The organism is Actinosynnema sp. NPDC023587 (genome assembly GCF_040640215.1).
Taxonomy (GTDB): domain Bacteria; phylum Actinomycetota; class Actinomycetes; order Mycobacteriales; family Pseudonocardiaceae; genus Actinosynnema.
In genome coordinates, this window is record NZ_JBFABG010000001.1 from 60,197 (window position 1) to 78,092 (window position 17,896).

General features: G+C 71.4%; 16 protein-coding genes and 1 pseudogene. 7 read left to right on the plus strand and 10 right to left on the minus strand.

Going from position 1 to position 17,896, the window contains the following annotated elements; genetic code table 11:
• Positions 1-1,192 precede the first annotated feature (1,192 nt).
• From AB0G01_RS00295 to AB0G01_RS00305, 3 genes are all read right to left on the minus strand, one after another.
• Complete coding sequence (locus tag AB0G01_RS00295) at positions 1,193-2,197, minus strand: M1 family aminopeptidase (protein ID WP_360937682.1); 1,005 nt, start codon at positions 2,195-2,197, stop codon at positions 1,193-1,195.
• 45 nt (positions 2,198-2,242) lie between these two features.
• Complete coding sequence (locus AB0G01_RS00300; protein ID WP_360937685.1) at positions 2,243-2,797, minus strand: hypothetical protein; 555 nt, start codon at positions 2,795-2,797, stop codon at positions 2,243-2,245.
• 74 nt (positions 2,798-2,871) lie between these two features.
• Positions 2,872-4,839, minus strand: coding sequence for a thioredoxin domain-containing protein (locus AB0G01_RS00305; RefSeq protein ID WP_360937688.1), 1,968 nt, complete (start codon positions 4,837-4,839; stop codon positions 2,872-2,874).
• A gap of 185 nt (positions 4,840-5,024) precedes the next feature.
• Here AB0G01_RS00305 and AB0G01_RS00310 point away from each other — a divergent pair.
• A pseudogene (locus tag AB0G01_RS00310) lies at positions 5,025-5,744 on the plus strand (metallophosphoesterase); the annotation flags it as partial.
• 9 nt (positions 5,745-5,753) lie between these two features.
• On the opposite strand, the gene AB0G01_RS00315 reads toward AB0G01_RS00310, so the two are convergent.
• Together AB0G01_RS00315 and mca are read right to left on the minus strand one after the other, a co-directional pair.
• Entirely contained in the window at positions 5,754-5,993 is a 240-nt protein-coding gene (locus AB0G01_RS00315) for a hypothetical protein (protein ID WP_360939812.1), read from the minus strand.
• Positions 5,994-6,022: 29 nt separating this feature from the next.
• A complete protein-coding gene (mca, locus tag AB0G01_RS00320; protein WP_360937691.1) occupies positions 6,023-6,904 on the minus strand; it encodes a mycothiol conjugate amidase Mca in 882 nt (293 codons plus the stop codon).
• A gap of 111 nt (positions 6,905-7,015) precedes the next feature.
• Here mca and AB0G01_RS00325 point away from each other — a divergent pair, with 111 nt between their 5' ends.
• Both AB0G01_RS00325 and greA read left to right on the plus strand, forming a co-directional pair.
• A complete protein-coding gene (locus AB0G01_RS00325) occupies positions 7,016-7,426 on the plus strand; it encodes a DUF4307 domain-containing protein (protein WP_360937694.1) in 411 nt (136 codons plus the stop codon).
• A gap of 183 nt (positions 7,427-7,609) precedes the next feature.
• Positions 7,610-8,107, plus strand: coding sequence for a transcription elongation factor GreA (gene greA / locus AB0G01_RS00330; RefSeq protein WP_360939814.1), 498 nt, complete (start codon positions 7,610-7,612; stop codon positions 8,105-8,107).
• A gap of 84 nt (positions 8,108-8,191) precedes the next feature.
• Here the strand turns inward: greA and AB0G01_RS00335 are convergent, their stop codons facing one another.
• Positions 8,192-8,686 (minus strand): Lrp/AsnC family transcriptional regulator, encoded by a 495-nt coding sequence (locus AB0G01_RS00335; protein ID WP_360937697.1) that lies wholly within the window; start codon positions 8,684-8,686, stop codon positions 8,192-8,194.
• Between the two features lie 74 nt (positions 8,687-8,760).
• Between AB0G01_RS00335 and hppD the strand changes: the two genes are divergently transcribed.
• The 3 genes from hppD (at position 8,761) to AB0G01_RS00350 (ending at position 10,615) form a co-directional block, all read left to right on the plus strand.
• A complete protein-coding gene (gene hppD, locus AB0G01_RS00340; RefSeq protein ID WP_360937700.1) occupies positions 8,761-9,942 on the plus strand; it encodes a 4-hydroxyphenylpyruvate dioxygenase in 1,182 nt (393 codons plus the stop codon).
• Positions 9,943-10,069: 127 nt separating this feature from the next.
• Positions 10,070-10,300 (plus strand): hypothetical protein, encoded by a 231-nt coding sequence (locus AB0G01_RS00345; protein ID WP_360937703.1) that lies wholly within the window; start codon positions 10,070-10,072, stop codon positions 10,298-10,300.
• A gap of 45 nt (positions 10,301-10,345) precedes the next feature.
• Complete coding sequence (locus AB0G01_RS00350) at positions 10,346-10,615, plus strand: DUF2277 domain-containing protein (RefSeq protein WP_360937706.1); 270 nt, start codon at positions 10,346-10,348, stop codon at positions 10,613-10,615.
• 51 nt (positions 10,616-10,666) lie between these two features.
• Here the strand turns inward: AB0G01_RS00350 and AB0G01_RS00355 are convergent, their stop codons facing one another.
• The 3 genes from AB0G01_RS00355 to AB0G01_RS00365 all read right to left on the minus strand — a co-directional run bounded on the left by AB0G01_RS00355 (position 10,667) and on the right by AB0G01_RS00365 (position 14,540).
• The gene (locus tag AB0G01_RS00355; protein ID WP_360937709.1) at positions 10,667-11,818 is read right to left on the minus strand and encodes a cystathionine gamma-synthase; all 1,152 of its coding nucleotides are present in this window, start codon (positions 11,816-11,818) and stop codon (positions 10,667-10,669) included.
• A 130-nt stretch (positions 11,819-11,948) separates the two neighbouring features.
• On the minus strand, positions 11,949-13,064 hold the full coding sequence (locus AB0G01_RS00360; protein WP_360937712.1) for an RDD family protein: 1,116 nt from the start codon (positions 13,062-13,064) through the stop codon (positions 11,949-11,951).
• A 105-nt stretch (positions 13,065-13,169) separates the two neighbouring features.
• Positions 13,170-14,540, minus strand: coding sequence for a cystathionine beta-synthase (locus AB0G01_RS00365; RefSeq protein ID WP_360937715.1), 1,371 nt, complete (start codon positions 14,538-14,540; stop codon positions 13,170-13,172).
• A 349-nt stretch (positions 14,541-14,889) separates the two neighbouring features.
• Between AB0G01_RS00365 and AB0G01_RS00370 the strand changes: the two genes are divergently transcribed.
• A complete protein-coding gene (locus AB0G01_RS00370) occupies positions 14,890-16,110 on the plus strand; it encodes an acetyl-CoA C-acetyltransferase (protein WP_360937718.1) in 1,221 nt (406 codons plus the stop codon).
• Between the two features lie 763 nt (positions 16,111-16,873).
• Here the strand turns inward: AB0G01_RS00370 and AB0G01_RS00375 are convergent.
• On the minus strand, positions 16,874-17,674 hold the full coding sequence (locus tag AB0G01_RS00375) for a Bax inhibitor-1/YccA family protein (protein ID WP_360937721.1): 801 nt from the start codon (positions 17,672-17,674) through the stop codon (positions 16,874-16,876).
• Positions 17,675-17,896 lie beyond the last annotated feature (222 nt).

Below are 17,896 nucleotides of genomic sequence, written 5' to 3' on the forward strand. Positions count from 1 at the left end.
GAACAGCGGCCGAGAACAGGAAGAGCCTGGTCCTGTTTTGGGCCAGGCTCTTCGCTGTTGCAGTGCAGATCGCGTACGTGGTCATCAAGCTACTTCGCGATCCTTAAGGCGGCAGGGTCGGGTCGGTCAGGCCAACCGACTCGACCCTCCGTGCACGCCAGCAAGTGACTTGCACGCGGGCAAGCGTGACAACTCGTACGGCCTATGTCAACCCGGCGATTAACAGTCGATCGACACCATCCGACCAGGTCAACTCAGGTCATACCATGAGTTTGTGGGCCTAAACGTGGGGACGTACCGAGGGCGTTCGGCTGCTCCTGCTTGCCGAACTTGGCTCTAGGGGATCAAGGCGCGCCGCCTGCGGCGGCGCGCGGCCAGGCCCGGCTCACGTTGGCACCGACTCCCCGCATCACGGCACGCCGGGCTCCCGCTTCGCTCCGCCCGGCGGCCGTGCGCGGAGTCGGTGCACCTGGTCGGGTGGCGGCGCGCCTGGCATTGAGGCAGCCAGAGCGGAGAGCTGCTCTCAGCGTCCGGACTCCGGTCGATCGCGCGGTCATGGGCTTGGTAGGGCTGGGCACGGCGATCGGCTGCCGCGACGGCTTCGCCGCCTTGCCAACGAGAAGGCCACCCGGCGACGAGGGCCAGGAGTACGACGGCAACCGGGCGTCAACCCCGGCTTCGTGGGTGACGCCCGGTCGGTGTGGGGTTCGAGATCAGGCCGTCTACAGGCCGTCAGACGTTGGAAGACAGCGAGACAGGGTGAGAAGTGTTGAGACCTGTTTGCGCAGCTAACGCGGCATTTCGATCTTCACCAGGCACGATCCTCCGGACCTGGGATCAGAACATCGCCATCTGGTTCGCGATCTACTCCTGACCTGCGCTTTCACCCGCTCGACACCCCCGATCTCCGGGTGGGCGCAGGTGCGGAGCGTGAAGCCCTCAATCGTGGTGCCCGAAGTCCGGCGACAGCGCCTTGACGAACACGCCGCCAACTGACTGGACGCGCAGAGGTGCCGGAGCCCGCGCATCCTCAGCGTCCGGGCTCCCTGGGATCGCCAGTCCGCGGGCTCGGCCGAGCTGGGCACGGCGATTCGCTGCCGGGACAGCTTCGCCGCCTGGCCGACAGGACCAGCCGCCAGCTAGTTCGCGATCTGCTCCTGACCTGCGGTCCCCTGCACCGGGCCCGGTCGGCTCACTCGCGCAGGCAGGCTTTGAACTCCGCCCACCCCGCGTTGGTGTGCGCGTACCGCTTGAAGTACGTCGTCAGCGCCCGTAACAGCGCCGGGCGGCCCAGGGCGTCCTCCATCGCCCGCACGCGGGCCAGGTGTGGGGCGTACGGGCGGTCCGGCCAGGGTGCGTTGTCGGGGGTCCGCCACGGGTCCGCGCCGGGCAGCAGCTCTTCGGCCGCGAGCCTGCTCAGGTAGGTGGCCACCGCCTCCACCAGCCACGGTTCGGCGTCGACCAGGTTGCCCGACCAGGCGTGCGCCACCTCGTGGCTCAGCACGGTGGTCGTGTACAGCGGGTCGAGGGTGGCCAGGGCGTCGAACACCGCGTCGTCGAACATGATCAGCCCCGGCGACGAGAACGCCAGGTGCGGGATGTCGGGCACGAACACCGCGTCGCACTTGCCGTACGGGTACGGCACGTCCAGCAGGTTTTCGAAGAACCCGATCGCCTCGCGGATTCGGCGGGAGACCGCCTCGCCGCGCGCTCGTTCCCCGGATCGCACCCTCGTCACGTGCACCTGCTCGGCGATCTCGACCCACGGGCCGGCGGCGGCGGTCAGGGCGTACGGGGCGATGGGGGTGTCGGTGCTGCTGGTGAGCACCCGTCCGGGCGCGTGGACGGTCAGGGTGATCTCGCTGCGCGCCCGCTGGTCCAGGGCGCAGAAGCTCCACTGCGCCAGGTCGGGGTACTGCAACGTGTACTGGTACGTCGCGCCGTCGACCACCACCTTGCGGAAGCCCCGGTCCTCGGCGTACGCGAAGTCGGCGTCCACCTCCAGCACGCCGTCCGCGTCCAGCGCGATCCGCGCGCCGTCCCACGGCACGTCACGTCCGTTGAGCTGTGCGCGGCGCAGGCGGGTCGCGGCCAACTGCGCGTGGGGCGGCTTGCCGCGGAACCTCACCGCTGTCCGGCCGCGAAAGGCCGGCTCGGCCGGGTCGAGGTCCCACGTGATGTCGTACGAGATGGTCATGATCCCCCGGTTCCCGAAGTTACCAGCGGGACCGGGGGACCGGCATCAGGCCAGCTCAGGCCCCTGGTTGCGGAGGTCGTCCACGCGGGTCATGGCGTCGCGGAGCTCGGCCAGCCAGGTGTCCGCGTGCTCCCCCACCAACCGGACGGCCCACGCCAGCGCCTCCGACCGGGACCGGGCCACGCCGGCCGCGACCAACGTGTCCAGCACTTGGCGCTCGGGCTGCCGCAGCCGGGTCATCACCGGCACGGACAGGGTGGTGAACAGCTCCTCGGTGCCACCCAGCCGCGCGCCCCACGCCACCTTGCGCCGGTAGCGGTGCTCGGCCTGGCGGGCGATCTCGATCCGCGCCTCGCGGGTCTCCTCGCGGAACCGGCTGATCCGCCCGGCTTCGGCGGCGGCGCGGGCCGCGTCGTCGGTGAACTCGCCCGCCAGGGGCTGGAGTTCGCCGACGACCAGGATTTCCTCGCGGTCGACGGTCACCGCGGGGTGCCCGGTGAACCAGCCGTCGGGCAGTCGGCCGGCGAACCAGGCCGCCGCGTCGTCGGCGTGCGGCTGGTCCACCTGCTGACCGCCGCGCCCGCCCCATCCTCGTCGCATCACTACCCCCTTGATTACACGATTACAGTGATGTCGACGCTACGCCTGTAAAAACCGGGAGCGGCGGTGGTTCGCTACCGGTGAAGTGCCGCCGAGAGCTCGTCCGCCACGGTCACGGGCCGGTCGCACACGTACCCGCGGCACACGTACGCCGCCGGGGCACCGCCGACCAGCGGCCGGTCTGCCAGCAGCGGAGCGGAGTCGGGCTCGCCCGCCACGACGACCCCGCCGCCGTGCACGTCCCGCCACGCCGTCGACACCAGCTCCGGGGACGCGCCGACCACGGCCACCTGGACCGGGCCCAGCGCCAGCGCCTCGGCGACGGCGAGCCAGTTGCCCGCGAACCGGGGCTCGCGCGCGGCGAGCAGGCCGGCGCGGGTCACGGCCGCCTCGGCGGCGGCCCGGTACTCGGCCTGCCGGGGCGCGCCGAGCACCGATGCGGTGAGCAGCGCCGACGCCAGGGCCGACGCACCGGACGGACTCGCGTTGTCCGACGGGTCGGAGGGCCGCTGCACCAACGCTTCCGCGTCGTCGGCGGTGTCGTAGTACACGCCGGGCTCCTCGCCCGCGAACCGGGCCAGCGCGGTGTCCAGCAGTCCACACGCGACGGTCAGCCACCGCGCCGCGCCGGTGGCCTGGTGCAGGGCGAGCAGCCCGTCGGCGAAGCAGCCGTAGTCCTCCAGCACGCCGGCGGCGGTGCCCGCCACGCCGTTGCGGGAGGTCCGCAGCAGCCGTCCGCCGACCAGGTGCACGTCGAGCAGCAAATCCGCCGCGCGCTCGGCCGCCGCGACCCAGCGCGGCTCGCCGAACACCGCGCCGGCCTCGGCCAGGGCGGCGATCGCCAACCCGTTCCACGCCGTCACGACCTTGTCGTCCCGTCCGGGCTGCGGCCGGAGCTCCCGCGCCGCCAGCAGCGTGGCGGCGAGCTCCGGGTCGGGGTCGCCGAGCATCCGCAGCGTCGACGCGCCGTGCTCGAACGTGCCCTCTTCCGTCACGCCGTACAGCACGGCCGCCCGCGCGCCCTCCACCGGACCCAGCACGTCCACGAGCTGTTGCCGCGTCCACACGTAGGTGGAGCCCTCGACGCCGTCGGTGTCGGCGTCCAGCGACGCGGCGAAACCGCCTTCCGGCGTGCCCAGCGAGCGCACCAGGAACTCGGCGGTCTCGCGCACCACGGCCCGGTACCGCCCGGCCGGGTCGCGGCGGCCCAGGTGGGTGTACACCCGGAGCAGCAGGGCGTTGTCGTACAACATCTTCTCGAAGTGCGGCACCACCCAGCCGGCGTCCACGCTGTAGCGCGCGAAACCGCCGGCCAACTGGTCGTACAGCCCGCCGGACGCCATCGCGTCGCAGGTGGCGCGCACCATGGACAGCGCCTCGACCGACCCGGTGCGCTCGTGGTCGCGCAGCAGGAACTCCAGCGCCATCGACGGCGGGAACTTCGGTGCGCCGCCGAACCCGCCGTTCGCGCGGTCGAAGTGGCCCAGCAGCGACACCACCGCGCCGTCCAGCACGTCCTCGTCCACAGTGGACTGCGGCAGCGGCTTGAACGCCAACTGGGACACGATGCTCGCGGCCGACTCGCGCACCTCCTCGCCCTGCTCGTGCCACGCGTGCGTGATCGCCTCCAGCACCTGCCGGAACGACGGCAACCCCGGCCGGGGCGCGGGCGGGTAGTAGGTGCCCGCGTAGAACGGTTCTCCGGCCGGGGTGAGGAAGCACGTCATCGGCCACCCGCCGTGCCCGCTCAGCGCCTGGGTGACCGCCATGTACACCGCGTCCACGTCCGGCCGCTCCTCGCGGTCCACCTTGACGCTCACGAAGTGCTCGTTGAGGTAGTCGGCGGTCGCCTGGTCCTCGAACGACTCGTGCGCCATGACGTGGCACCAGTGGCAGGCCGCGTACCCGACCGACAGCAGCACCGGCACGCCCCGCTCCCGCGCCTCGGCGAACGCCTCCGGCCCCCACGGGTGCCAGTGCACCGGGTTGTCGGCGTGCTGGAGCAGGTACGGGCTGGTCGCGGAGGCGAGCCGGTTCGTCATGCCCCCACACTAATTCCCGCCCGGAACGCGGACCGTTCGACCAGACTGGGGACATGGAGATCGCCGTCCCCCTGCCGGATCGACCCCGACCCGAACGGTCCCGACCCGGCCGGTCCCGGCAGGACGAACCCGAGCAGGATGGACCCGAGCAGGACGAACACCGGCGGGAGGGGTCCCCGTCCTATGACCTGCGCCACCTGGGCGGGCCGTTCGACGCGATCGGCGACGTGCACGGCTGCCACACCGAACTGGTCCACCTGCTGCGCGAGCTCGGCTACCGGGTCGGGGCGGACGGCGCGCACCACCCGGACGGCCGGACCGCGCTGTTCCTCGGCGACCTGGTCGACCGGGGCCCGGACACGCCCGGCGTGCTGCGGCTGGTGATGGGCATGGTGCGGGACGGCACGGCGCACGCGGTGCGCGGCAACCACGAGGACAAGCTGGTCCGCGCGCTCCAGGGCCGGGACGTGCGGGCCACCCACGGGCTGGAGCGGTCGCTGGCGCAGTTGGCGGCCGAGACGCCGGAGTTCCGCCGGGACGTGCTGGAGTTCTGCGACGCGCTGGTGCCGCACCACGTCCTGGACGGCGGCCGGCTCGTCATCGCGCACGCCGGCCTGCCCGAGCGCTACCACGGCGTGGAGTCACCGCGCTCGCGCAGCCTGGCGCTGTGGGGCGTGAGCACCGGCGAGCTGGACGAGCGCGGTTTCCCGGTCCGCCACCCGTGGGCCGAGGAGTACCGGGGCGCGGCGACCGTCCTCTACGGACACACGCCGGTGGAGGAGCCCCGCTGGGTGAACGGGACCCTCTGCCTGGACACCGGTTGCGCGTTCGGCGGCCGGCTCACCGCGCTGCGCTACCCGGAGCGCGAGATCGTCTCGGTGGCCGCCCGCCGCGCCTGGTACGAGCGCTGACCGCTACCCGGCGGGCTTGTCCGCCGACCCGTCGGCGGGCTTGTCCCCGCGCGTCGCGGCGACCTCCTCCGGTGGGTCGAAGGAGGCCGGGAGCTTGCGCAGGTGCTTGTTCATGGACTTGACCAGGAAGAACACCGCGATGAAGAACAGCACCAGCATCACCAGGCCGAGCGGGGAGGACTTGCCGAAGTCCTCCTGCTGCCCGCCGGGGTCCTTGGTGGTCGAGGGCTGCACCAGCACCATCGCCGTCGTCTGGTCCCAGGGGACCGGGTTCACGCCGTCACCTTCTCCCTCACGCCCGCGAACAGGTCGTCTTCGGGCAACGTGCTGTCGACCAGCGACCGCGCCAGCTCGTACTCCTCGGTCGGCCACACGGCGCGCTGCATCTCCAGCGACACGGCGAACCACCGGCTCGTCGGGTCGATCTGCGTGGCGTGGGCCTTGAGGGCCTCGTCACGCTGCGGGAAGTAGTCGGCGCACTCCACCCGGGTGGTGACGCGGTCGATCACGTCCGGCTTGTCGGCGTCCCAGCCGGCCAGCCACTCCGCGTACGGCGACTCCTCGCCGGCCGCCGTCAGCGCCTCGTGGAACGCCATCAGCTTCGCGCGGGAGAACCCGTGCGAGTAGTACAGCTTCAGCGGCTGCCACGGCTCGCCGGCCTCCGGGTACCGCTCCGGGTCGCCGGCCGCGTCGAACGCCGCGACGGAGACCTCGTGGCACCGGATGTGGTCCGGGTGCGGGTAGCCGCCGTTCTCGTCGTAGGTCACGACCACGTGCGGCCGGAACTCGCGGATCACCTCGACCAGCGGGGGGACCGACTCCTCCAGCGGCACGAGCGCGAAGCAGCCCTCGGGCAGCGGCGGCAGCGGGTCGCCCTCGGGCAGGCCCGAGTCGACGAAGCCCAGCCACCGGTGGCGCACCCCCAGGATCTCGGCGGCGCGCGCCATCTCCCCGCGCCGGATCTCGGTCATGTTCGCCAGCACCTCGGGGCGGTCCATCGCGGGGTTCAGCACGCTGCCCGCTTCACCCCCGGTGCAGGTCACGACCATCACCTCGTGGCCGTCGGCCACGTAGCGCGCCATCGTCGCGGCACCCTTGCTCGACTCGTCGTCGGGGTGCGCGTGAACCGCCATCAGGCGCAGCTTCTCAACCATGACGGTGGTGGTCCTCCTTGGCCCCTGCCGAACAGAGCCCCCACGGCCCCTGCGACACTCAACGTGGTTTTCGATGGCCATTGTTCCCCACGGGCAGGAAGGCGTTGGCAAGTGGCACTGCCCGAGGGTCGGTACGGCACGCCGCGACGTCGGCTGCCCACCTGGGCCCGGTGGTCACTGCCGGTAGTCGCGGTGGTGGTCGGGGCGGTCGTCGCGTGGGTCGGCTTCCGCAACCTGGGCACGAAACCGGTCGAGGCCAAGCAGACCGCGTTCGAGGTTCTCGACGGGCAGTCGGTGGAGGTCACCTTCGAAGTCGTCCGCGAAACACCCGAACAGGCTGTCGTGTGCATCGTGCGGGCGCGCTCGAATGACGGGGACGAGTCCGGCCGGCGCGAAGTCCTCGTTCCCCCGGGTGCCGCCACCGCTTATGCGACGACGGTTGTGCGGACGTCGAAAGAACCGACCACCGGAGAGGTGTTCGGATGCTCCTACCAGGTCCCGGCTTACCTGTCCACGAGGTAGCGGCCAAGCGGGTGATCTGCGGGTTTGTGGTCCCGTTCGGGAACAAAACGCCGTAGCCGACCGTTGTAGACGTGTTACTCTGGCCTTTCAGCACGGCCCCGGCGCGGGCCGTGTTTTTCCGTTCCGGGTGCGTGCGTCCGGGAACTACCAGCCCACCGCGTGGGCCTGGAGCAAGACGAGGAGTTGGTGACCGTGAGCGACACTGAGGTGACCTGGCTGACCCAGGAGGCCTACGACCGGCTCAAGGGAGAGCTGGACGAGATGATCGAGAATCGCCCGGTCATTGCTGCGGAGATCAACGCGCGCCGCGAAGAGGGCGACCTCCGGGAGAACGGCGGCTACCACGCGGCCCGCGAGGAGCAGGGCAAGCAGGAGGGCCGGATCCGCCAGCTCCAGGAGCTGCTGCGGGTCGCCAAGGTCGGCGAGGCGCCCACCGTCGCCGGTGTGGCCGCCCCCGGCATGGTGCTCACGGTCCGTTACGAAGGTGACGACGAGACCGAGGAATTCCTCCTCGCGACCCGGGAAGAGGGCGCGCACGGCGCTCTGGAGGTCTACTCCCCCTCGTCCCCGCTGGGCAAGGCCCTCAACGGCGCGAAGGACGGCGAGACCCGCCAGTACGAACTGCCCAACGGCAGCGTGCAGAAGGTGACGCTCATCAAGGCCGTGCCCTACGCGGGCTAGCCCACCGACACGGCGAGGGGCGGCCACCGACACGCGGTGGCCGCCCCTCCGCTGTGACGACCCCCTCACCCGCCCGCCCCGACGTCAGCCGATGCGCTCCAGCAGCGGCCGGACGCGCGGCGGTACCGGGGTGGACAGCGCGATGGACGTGGACAGCCGCTGCACGCCGGGCACGTCCACGATCGAGTCGATCACCTGCTGGAGGTCGGCGTTCGACCGCGCCACGACCCGGACGAACAGGTCCCCCTGCCCGGTGGTCGCGTGCACCTCGCAGACCTCGTTGATCGCCGCGAGCCCGTCGGACACCTCCTGCCGCCGCCCCTGCGCGATCTCCAGCACGGCGAACGCGGTCAGCCCGTACCCCATCGCGGCCAGGTCGAGCGCGGGCGGGAAACCGGTCAGCACCCCCCGGGCCACCAACCGGTCCAGCCGCGCCTGCACGGTCCCCCGCGCCACGCCCAGCCGGCGGGAGCACTCCAGCACCCCGAGCCGGGGTTCGTCGGTGAGCAGCAGGAGCAGTCTCGCGTCCAACTCGTCCAAGACCTGGTCAGAGTGTTCAGCTTGTCCTTCAAGAGCCATAGATCACTGTACAACTTGACCAGCCGAAAACGAGACTGTTGCTCATCCTGCCCACTCGACACATGCTGTGAGCCATGACGCAGCAGCTTGACGACGTGAGCTACGACCAGCTCCGCCAACTCGTGGGTCTGGTCGACTACGACGGAACGCGGGACCCGTTCCCCGTCCGCTCCATGGACGCCGTGGTCTTCGTGGTCGGCAACGCGACCCAGACCGCGTGGTTCTACCAGGTCGCCTTCGGGATGCAGCTCGTCGCGTACTCCGGGCCGGAGACCGGGCAGCGGGACCACAAGTCCTTCGTGCTCAAGTCCGGGTCGGCGCGGTTCGTGATCAACGGCGGCGTCCAGCCGGACAGCCCGCTGATCGAGCACCACCGCAAGCACGGCGACGGCGTGGTGGACCTCGCACTGGAGGTCGCCGACGTCGACAAGTGCGTCGAGCACGCGCGCGCCCAGGGCGCGACCGTGCTCGAAGAGCCCCACGACGTCGAGGACGAGCACGGCCTCGTGCGCCGGGCCGCGATCGCGACCTACGGCGAGACCCGCCACACGCTGATCGACCGGTCCCGCTACCAGGGCCCCTACCTCCCCGGCTACGAGGCCAGGGAGAGCACCGTCGTCCGACCCGAGGGCGCGCCGAAGCGGCTGTTCCAGGCGGTGGACCACTGCGTGGGCAACGTCGAGATCGGCCGGATGGACTACTGGGTCGAGTGGTACAACCGGGTCATGGGCTTCGTGAACATGGCGGAGTTCATCGGCGACGACATCGCCACCGACTACTCGGCGCTGATGAGCAAGGTGGTGTCCAACGGCAACCACCGGGTCAAGTTCCCGCTCAACGAGCCCGCGGTGGCCAAGCGCAAGTCGCAGATCGACGAGTACCTGGAGTTCTACGAGGGCGCGGGCGTGCAGCACATCGCGCTCGCCACCAACGACATCGTCGCCACGCTGACCGCCATGCGCGCGGCCGGCGTCGAGTTCCTGGAGACCCCGGACTCCTACTACGACGACCCCGAGCTCCGGGCCCGCATCGGCGAGGTGCGCGTGCCGATCGAGGTGCTCAAGCAGCACAAGATCCTGGTCGACCGCGACGAGGACGGGTACCTGCTCCAGATCTTCACCAAGCCGATCGGCGACCGGCCGACCGTCTTCTACGAGCTCATCGAGCGGCACGGGTCGCTCGGCTTCGGCAAGGGCAACTTCAAGGCCCTGTTCGAGGCGATCGAGCGCGAGCAGGAGCGTCGGGGCAACCTCTGACCTCCGGCGTCACCGAGGCCGGTCCGGGCACCCCGGGCCGGCCTTTCGGCGATGCGGGTCACCCGGACCCCCCGTACCGGTACGCTCGGTGCGGGAGGCGTCCCACAGCACTCACCCGGGAGGTGGCATGGCGCTCGCGCGACGGTTCACCACGGTGTTCCCGCTCGTCGGAGCGGTGGCCACGGCCGTGGCGCTGACCGGTGCGGCCTTCTTCACGGTGGCGCACGCGGACTGCGCCGACACGGGCCGGTACGTGGTGCGCGACGGGGTGGTCGAACTCGTCGGCGGCTGCGTGGACGGCGCGGACCTGCCTGCCGTGCCGAAGCTGGACACCGTCCCCTACGCCGTCCAGCCCTGACCGGTGACGCACCCGCTCCCCGCCCGCATGGGCGATAGTGGAGCCATGTGCCGAAACATCCGGGTGCTCCACAACTTCGAACCGGCCGCCTCCGAGGACGAGATCCAGGCGGCGGCGGTCCAGTACGTGCGCAAGGTGAGCGGGTCCACCCACCCGTCCGCGGCCAACCAGGAAGCGTTCGACACCGCCGTCGAGGCGGTCGTCGAAGCGACCAGGACCCTGCTGGAAGCGCTGGTCACCAAGGCCCCGCCGCGCGACCGCGAGGTCGAGGCCGCCAAGGCCAGGGAACGCTCGGCGGCCCGCTTCGGCCGCTGAGCACGCCCACCCGCCGGACCGCGTCGGCCCGGCGGGAGGCGCGGCCCCCGCTCAGGCCAGGGCCTGCACCAGGTCGTGCACCAGGTCGTCACCGGTCTCGATGCCCACCGAGATCCGGATCAGGTCGTCCGGCACCTGGAGCAGCGAGCCCGCGGTGCTGGCGTGGGTCATCTTCCCGGGGTGCTCGATCAGCGACTCGACCCCGCCCAGCGACTCCGCGAGCATGAACAGTCGGGTGCGCGAGCAGACCCGCAGGGCCGCTTCCTCGCCGCCGTGCACGGTGAACGAGATCATGCCGCCGAACCGGCGCATCTGCTTGGCCGCGACCTCGTGCCCGGGGTGCTCGGGCAGGCCGGGGTAGAACACCGACTTCACCCCGGGGTGCCGCTGGAGCGCCTCGGCGACCAGCTCGGCGTTGTCCGAGTGCTTCTCCATGCGCAGTTCGAGGGTCTTGATGCCGCGCAGGGTCAGCCACGCGTCGAACGGGCCGGGCACCGCGCCCGCGCCGTTCTGGAGGAACCCGAAGGCGGCGTCCAGCTCGTCGTCCGAGGTGACGAGCGCGCCGCCGATGACGTCGGAGTGGCCGCCCACGTACTTGGTGGTCGAGTGCAGCACCACGTCCGCGCCCAGCGCGAGCGGGCTCTGGAGGTACGGCGAGGCGAAGGTGTTGTCCACCACCAGCCGCGCACCCGCCGAGTGCGCCACCTGCGCGAGCAGGGCGATGTCGGCGATGTTGAGTAGCGGGTTGGTCGGCGTCTCGATCCAGACGACCTTGGTGTTCGGGCGGATCGCCGCGCGCACCGCGTCCACGTCGGACAGCGCGACCGGCGTGTGCTCCACGCCCCAGAGGCCGAACACCTTGTCGATCAGGCGGAACGTACCGCCGTAGGCGTCGTTCGGGATGACCACGTGGTCGCCGGGACGGCACATCGCGCGCAGCGCGGCGTCGGTCGCGCCCATGCCGGAGGCGAACGCGCGGGCGTGCCGACCGCCTTCGAGCGCGGCCAGGCACTCCTCCAGCGCGGTGCGGGTGGGGTTGCCCGTGCGCGAGTACTCGAAGCCCCCGCGCAGCCCGCCGACGCCGTCCTGGGCGTAGGTGGAGGTGGCGTGGATCGGGACGATGACCGAGCCCGTCGTGGGGTCCGGGTCCTGTCCGGCGTGGATGGCCCTGGTCGCGAAACCGTGGTGGCCCGTGTCCGTCATGGAACCAGCCTAGGTCAGCCCCGGCGCTCGCCGCCGCCGGCGTCGCGAGGTCGGCAACGCACGAAACAGCACCGGCCGGCCGGACCCCGGGGGGTCTCGACCGGCCGGTGTCCGGACCGGGAGCGCGTCGTCACCACTGCTGGGGCGGCTGCTGTCCGTACGGGTTCTGCTGCTGCGGCTGGCCGTAGGGGTTGGCCTGCGGCTGGCCGTAGCCCTGCGGCGGCTGGCCGTAAGGGTTCGCCTGCTGGCCGGGGTAGCCACCGGGCAGGCCGCCGCCGGGCACCCCGGTGTCCTGCGCGTTGACCACGACCGTGCCGAGGATCTTGTCCGCCCAGGTCTGCTTCTTGACCTCCCACAGCGGCGCGAACCAGCCCGCGTAGCAGGGCAGCGAGTCCACGGCGTGGCAGAGGTGCCGGACGAAGGCGTTGCCGAAGCCGATCGGCTGCCCGGTCTCCTCCTTGATCAGCTTGATCTTCGCGATCTTCTTGCCGTACGACTGGCCCGTCGTGCCCGCGAGGTACCACGAGTTGTAGATCATCCAGCCCAGGAGCCCGAGGTAGCCCACGCCGCTGAGCAGCAGCGCGATCGTCGGGTCGCCCGCGACCGTGCCCACGATCACCAGGATGGCCACGATCACGCCGGGCGCGACGTAGTCGATCAGCGCGCCCATCGCGCGGGTGCCCCACTCCGCGTACCCGCCGGCGGGCGGGGCGAACGCGGGCTGGCCGTAGCCGGGCTGCGCACCCCACGCCTGCTGCTGCGGTGCCGGCTGGCCGTAACCGGCCTGCGGCTGCCCGTACGGGTTGGCCTGCGGCTGCTGCTGGCCGTACGGGTTCGGCTGCTGCTGGGCGTACGGGTTGGCCTGCGGCGCGCCGTAGGCCGGCGGCTGCTGGGGCTGCCCGTACTGGGCCGGCTGGCCGTACGCGGGTGGCTGCTGCGCCGGGAAACCGCCGGAGGCCGGCGGCTGCGCCGGGAACCCGCCCGAGGCGGACGGCGGCGGCTGCTGGCCGTACGGCTGCTGGCCGGCACCCGGCGACACGACCTGCGTCGCGTCCGGGTTGCCGCCCTGCGGCTGACCGGCGGAGGGCACGACCTGGGTCGCCTCCGGGGGCGGGAACGCGGGGGTCGAGCCACCGCTCGCCACGACCTGGGTCGCGTCGGCGTTCGGGGGCTGGGCACCCTGCCCCTGCTCCTGCTGGTATTGGCCGCCGAATTGCTGGTTCTCGGGCGGCTGCGGAGCGGTCATCGGAGTTTCCAACCCCCTTGGCGTGGGCCGTAGGCGTATGAGTCGGAGGCCAACGCTAGCGGACAAGACCACGTCGGCCACGGGCAACCGGGCAATGTGACGTGATCAGCGCCCCGCGAGGAAACCCAGGACGTCCTGCCGGGTGACCACGCCCGCCGGCTTGCCGTCGTCCAGCACCAGGGCCCCGTCCGCCGAGGACAGCGCCTGCATCGCGGCGCTGATCGACTCGCCGGAGCCGATCGTGGGGAGCTTGAACGACATGTGCGCCTCCAGCCGGTCGGTGAGCTGGGCCTTGCCGGTGAACAGGGCGTCGAGCAGGTCCCGCTCGTTGACCGCGCCGGCGATCTCGGCGACCATCACCGGCGGTTCGGCGTTGACCACGGGCATCTGGGACACGCCGTACTCGCGCATGATCGCCACCGCCTCGGCCACCGTCTCGTTCGGGTGCCCGTGCACCAGGTCCGGCATCACGCCGTCCTTGCGGCGCAGCACGTCGCCGACCGTCGCACCGGAGGTGTCCGGCGACAGGAAGCCGTACTGGGCCATCCACTTGTCGTTGAAGACGCTCGACAGGTAGCCCCGGCCGCCGTCCGGCAGCAGCACCACGACGACGTCGTCCGGCCCGCACCGCTCCGCGACCCGCAGCGCCGCCGCGACCGCCATCCCGCACGAGCCGCCGACCAGCAGGCCCTCTTCGCGGGCGAGCCGGCGGGTGAGGTCGAAGGAGTCCTTGTCCGACACCGGCACGATCTCGTCGCAGACGGTCTGGTCGTAGGCGGCGGGCCAGAAGTCCTCGCCGACGCCCTCCACCAGGTAGGGCCGCCCGGAACCGCCGGAGTAGACGGAGCCCTCCGGGTCCGCGCCGATCACCTGGACCGCGCCCGAGGACACCTCCTTGAGGTACCGCCCGGTGCCCGAGATCGTGCCGCCGGTGCCGACCCCCGCCACGAAGTGCGTGATCTTCCCGTCCGTCTGCCGCCACAGCTCGGGCCCGGTGCCGTGGTAGTGGCTGGCCGGGTTCTCCGGGTTGGCGTACTGGTTGGGCTTCCACGCGCCGGGGATCTCGGCGACCAGCCGGTCGGACACGTTGTAGTAGGAGTCGGGGTGCTCGGGCGCGACGGCCGTCGGGCACACGACCACCTCGGCACCGTAGGCCTTGAGCACGTTGCGCTTGTCCAGGCTGACCTTGTCCGGGCAGACGAACACGCACTTGTAGCCCTTGCGCTGGGCCACCAGCGCCAGCCCGACGCCGGTGTTGCCCGAGGTGGGCTCGACGATCGTGCCGCCCGGCTTGAGCTCGCCGGACCGCTCGGCGGCCTCGACCATGCGCAGCGCGATGCGGTCCTTCACGCTGCCACCGGGGTTGAGGTACTCGACCTTGGCCAGGACGAGCGGCCGGAGCCCCTCGGCCACGGTGTTCAGCTTCACCAGCGGCGTGTTGCCGACCAGGTCCACGACGCTCTCGACGTACTCCACCGAAGGTCCCTTCCCACCGTGCGAGATGACCCGCCGAGAGTACTTGTTGTAGCGCGTGACAGGCGCGAAGCGCGGACGGCGGTGTTCCGCGCGTCCGTGCGGAGGAGTGGCCGCGACGGTGTTCCGGCCCGGGGTGGCGGCGGCGCGGACGGGCTGCCGATCCTCGTCGACCGGCTCGACGTGACCGCCCGCACACCGGTCCCGGAATCGGCGACGGCGCTGGTCCGGCCCCGGCCGGTGCCGCCCGGGGAGCGGCGACCGCGCCGGCCGCGCGTCCCGGGTGGTGGCCGGGCTGAACAGGCGTTAACTAGGCTCGGACCACCGTCGCGGCGAAACGAAGGAGTTCCGCATGCCTGAGGCCGTCATCGTCTCCGCAGCAAGGTCACCCATCGGACGCGCGGGCAAGGGCTCGCTCAAGGACGTCCGGGCGGACGACCTGACCGTGCAGGTGCTCAGGGCGGCGCTGGCCGGAGTGCCGCAGCTCGACCCGGCCGACATCGACGACCTGATGCTGGGCTGCGGCCTGCCCGGCGGTGAGCAGGGCTTCAACATGGGCCGCGTGGTGTCCGTGCTGGCCGGGTACGACGCCCTGCCCGGCACCACCGTGACGAGGTACTGCGCGTCCAGCGTGCAGACCACGCGGATGGCGCTGCACGCGATCAGGGCGGGCGAGGGCGAGGTGTTCGTCAGCGCCGGCGTCGAGACCGTGTCGAGCTTCGCGCGGGGCAGCTCGGACGGCTGGCCCGATACCCGGAACCCGGCCTTCGCCGACGCCCGCGCCCGCTCCGCGCGCACCGCCGAGCAGGGCGCGTCGGAGTGGGTCGACCCGCGCGCGGCGGGCACCGTCCCCGACGTCTACATCGCCATGGGGCAGACGGCGGAGAACCTGGCCCTGGCCAAGGGCGTGACCCGCGAGGAGATGGACCACTTCGGCGTCCGGTCGCAGAACCTCGCGGAGAAGGCCGTCGCCAACGGCTTCTGGGCCCGCGAGATCACCCCCGTGACCCTCCCGGACGGCACCGTCGTCTCGGCCGACGACGGCCCGCGCCCCGGCGTGACCTACGAAGGCGTGTCCGGCCTCAAGCCGGTCTTCCGGCCCGACGGCCGGGTCACCGCCGGCAACTGCTGCGCGCTGAACGACGGCGCGGCGGCCCTGGTGATCATGAGCGACACGAAGGCCGAGCAGCTCGGCATCACCCCCCTGGCCCGGATCGTGTCGACGGGCGTCTCGGCCCTCTCGCCGGAGATCATGGGCCTGGGCCCGGTCGAGGCGTCGAGGCGCGCCCTGGCCCTCGCGGGCCTGACGATCGGCGACATCGACCTGGTCGAGATCAACGAGGCGTTCGCCGCCCAGGTCATCCCGTCCTACCGCGACCTGGGCGTCGACCTGGACCGGCTGAACGTGAACGGCGGCGCGATCGCCGTCGGCCACCCGTTCGGCATGACCGGCGCGAGGATCACCACGACCCTGATCAACTCCCTCCGGTTCCACGACAAGCAGTTCGGCCTGGAGACCATGTGCGTCGGCGGCGGGCAGGGCATGGCGATGATCGTCGAACGGTTGAGCTGACACGCGTCACAGCCGGCCGGAGCCGACGTCCCTACCTGTGAGCCGGGGGAGGTCGACACCAGATGCCGTACGTGTGGTGGCACAGCGGGTACGACTCGCTGTGCCACGCGTTCCCAGCAACCCAACCGTCAGCGGCCTACTTCGAGGCCGTCTGCACCCATTCGGTACCACCGGAACACTTGCTTCGAGAGCCGAACGGCTCGTTATGCGTGCCGTGCCTGATCAAAGTCGGCTCGGACCTGCCCACGACAACGGACAGCATGTGGGGTGATTGACCGAGCGAAGCGCACGCACCCCGCTCAACGGCGTCGTGTCCTCCTTGGCGGCACGCCTGTCCGGCGCGGACTCCTCCAGCTTTCTCCTCGACGCCGCACAAAGGCGGCAATTCCCGAGAACCCGCAGTTCAGGCCGCTCCCAGTCGCCAAAGACGCGGCCTCCGGCCCCCGACACCACTATCCCAGGCCCCACCGACATTCTTCGGCGCGCGGCTCGCGCCCACTCCGCCCACCGGCTCCAGCGCATTCACCGACCCGGTTCCCGGCCCCGCCGGCCGGCCCGGCTCCTGCCCGTCTGTCGGCGGCTCCTGCCCCCGGCCGGCCCGCTCCCACCGCACCGGCCGGCCCGGCTCCACGGTCACAGAGCGTGACGAATTGGCCGGTGGCCTCGCCCGACCACTTCCGGGGGACAGCAGAACGGAGGGCGTCCGACCGCGAGGCCGGACGCCCTCCGTTCAGACCCGCGCGGAGCAGGTCACACCCGAAGGTCAGTCGCGCTGCAAGTACGACAGCAGGCGCAGGATCTCCAAGTACAGCCACACCAGCGTGGTCATGAGGCCGAACGCGGCCCACCAGGCCCACTTCGCCGGCACGCCCGACCGGATCATCTCGTTCGCCGCTTCGAAGTCCAGCAGGAAGTTGAACGCCGCGATACCGATCACCACCAGGCTGAACACGATGGCGAGCGTCCCGCCGTCGCGCAGGCCCACGTTCACGCCGAACAAGCCGAGCACCAGGTTGCCGAGCATCAGGACGGCGGCACCGACGGTCGCGCCGATGATCCACTTCGTCAGCCGGGGCGTGACGCGGATCGCACCCGTCTTGTAGACGATCAGCATGGCGATGAACACGCCGAACGTGCCCAGGATGGCCTGCCAGGCGATGCCCTTGAACATGCCCTCGAACACACCGGTGATCGCGCCGAGGAACACGCCCTCGGCCGCCGCGTAGATCAGCACCAGCGGCGCGCTCGGGGTGCGCTTGAAGATGATGACCAGCGAGACGACCAGGCCGATGATCAGGCCGGGGAGCATCAGCGTGAGCGGCTTGGCCTGGCCGGACAGCACCAGCCACGCCGAGATGAAACCGGTGGCCAGGGTCGTGGCCAGGGTGATCGCGGTCTTGGTGACCACGTCGTCGATGGTGATGGGGCGCTCGCCGGTGGTCGGCGGCGCGCCTTGGTGACCGCCGTACTGCTGGGCCTCGTACGGCTGGCCGAAGCCCGCGTAGCTCCCGGAACCGCCGCTGGTCGGCAGGTTGCGGAACGCGGGGTTGCTGGTGGTACGCACCTCGTCCTCCTGTGGCGTTCTGACGCCGTCACGGGGTTCAACGACCACAAGAGTCGATCGGTTCCCGTCGGGTAAAACTGACTTTACTCGGGCTGTCGATCTCGAATCCACACCCCGCGCTGCGGAGCGTAGTCGGAAACCCCACTCCGCTGGTGGCTTGTCGGCGGGGGAGCCGACCCGTAAGGCTGTCTTCCCGGCAGCTCGTCCGAACATGCCCGAGGG

Bases quoted from the DNA above. Each gene is read 5' to 3' on its own strand.
- AB0G01_RS00295 (WP_360937682.1), bottom strand. From the start codon at position 2,197: ATGACCATCTCGTACGACATCACGTGGGACCTCGACCCGGCCGAGCCG.
- AB0G01_RS00300 (WP_360937685.1), bottom strand. From the start codon at position 2,797: ATGCGACGAGGATGGGGCGGGCGCGGCGGTCAGCAGGTGGACCAGCCG.
- AB0G01_RS00305 (WP_360937688.1), bottom strand. From the start codon at position 4,839: ATGACGAACCGGCTCGCCTCCGCGACCAGCCCGTACCTGCTCCAGCAC.
- AB0G01_RS00315 (WP_360939812.1), bottom strand. From the start codon at position 5,993: ATGGTGCTGGTGCAGCCCTCGACCACCAAGGACCCCGGCGGGCAGCAG.
- mca (WP_360937691.1), bottom strand. From the start codon at position 6,904: ATGGTTGAGAAGCTGCGCCTGATGGCGGTTCACGCGCACCCCGACGAC.
- AB0G01_RS00335 (WP_360937697.1), bottom strand. From the start codon at position 8,686: ATGGCTCTTGAAGGACAAGCTGAACACTCTGACCAGGTCTTGGACGAG.
- hppD (WP_360937700.1), top strand. From the start codon at position 8,761: ATGACGCAGCAGCTTGACGACGTGAGCTACGACCAGCTCCGCCAACTC.
- AB0G01_RS00345 (WP_360937703.1), top strand. From the start codon at position 10,070: ATGGCGCTCGCGCGACGGTTCACCACGGTGTTCCCGCTCGTCGGAGCG.
- AB0G01_RS00350 (WP_360937706.1), top strand. From the start codon at position 10,346: ATGTGCCGAAACATCCGGGTGCTCCACAACTTCGAACCGGCCGCCTCC.
- AB0G01_RS00355 (WP_360937709.1), bottom strand. From the start codon at position 11,818: ATGACGGACACGGGCCACCACGGTTTCGCGACCAGGGCCATCCACGCC.
- AB0G01_RS00360 (WP_360937712.1), bottom strand. From the start codon at position 13,064: ATGACCGCTCCGCAGCCGCCCGAGAACCAGCAATTCGGCGGCCAATAC.
- AB0G01_RS00370 (WP_360937718.1), top strand. From the start codon at position 14,890: ATGCCTGAGGCCGTCATCGTCTCCGCAGCAAGGTCACCCATCGGACGC.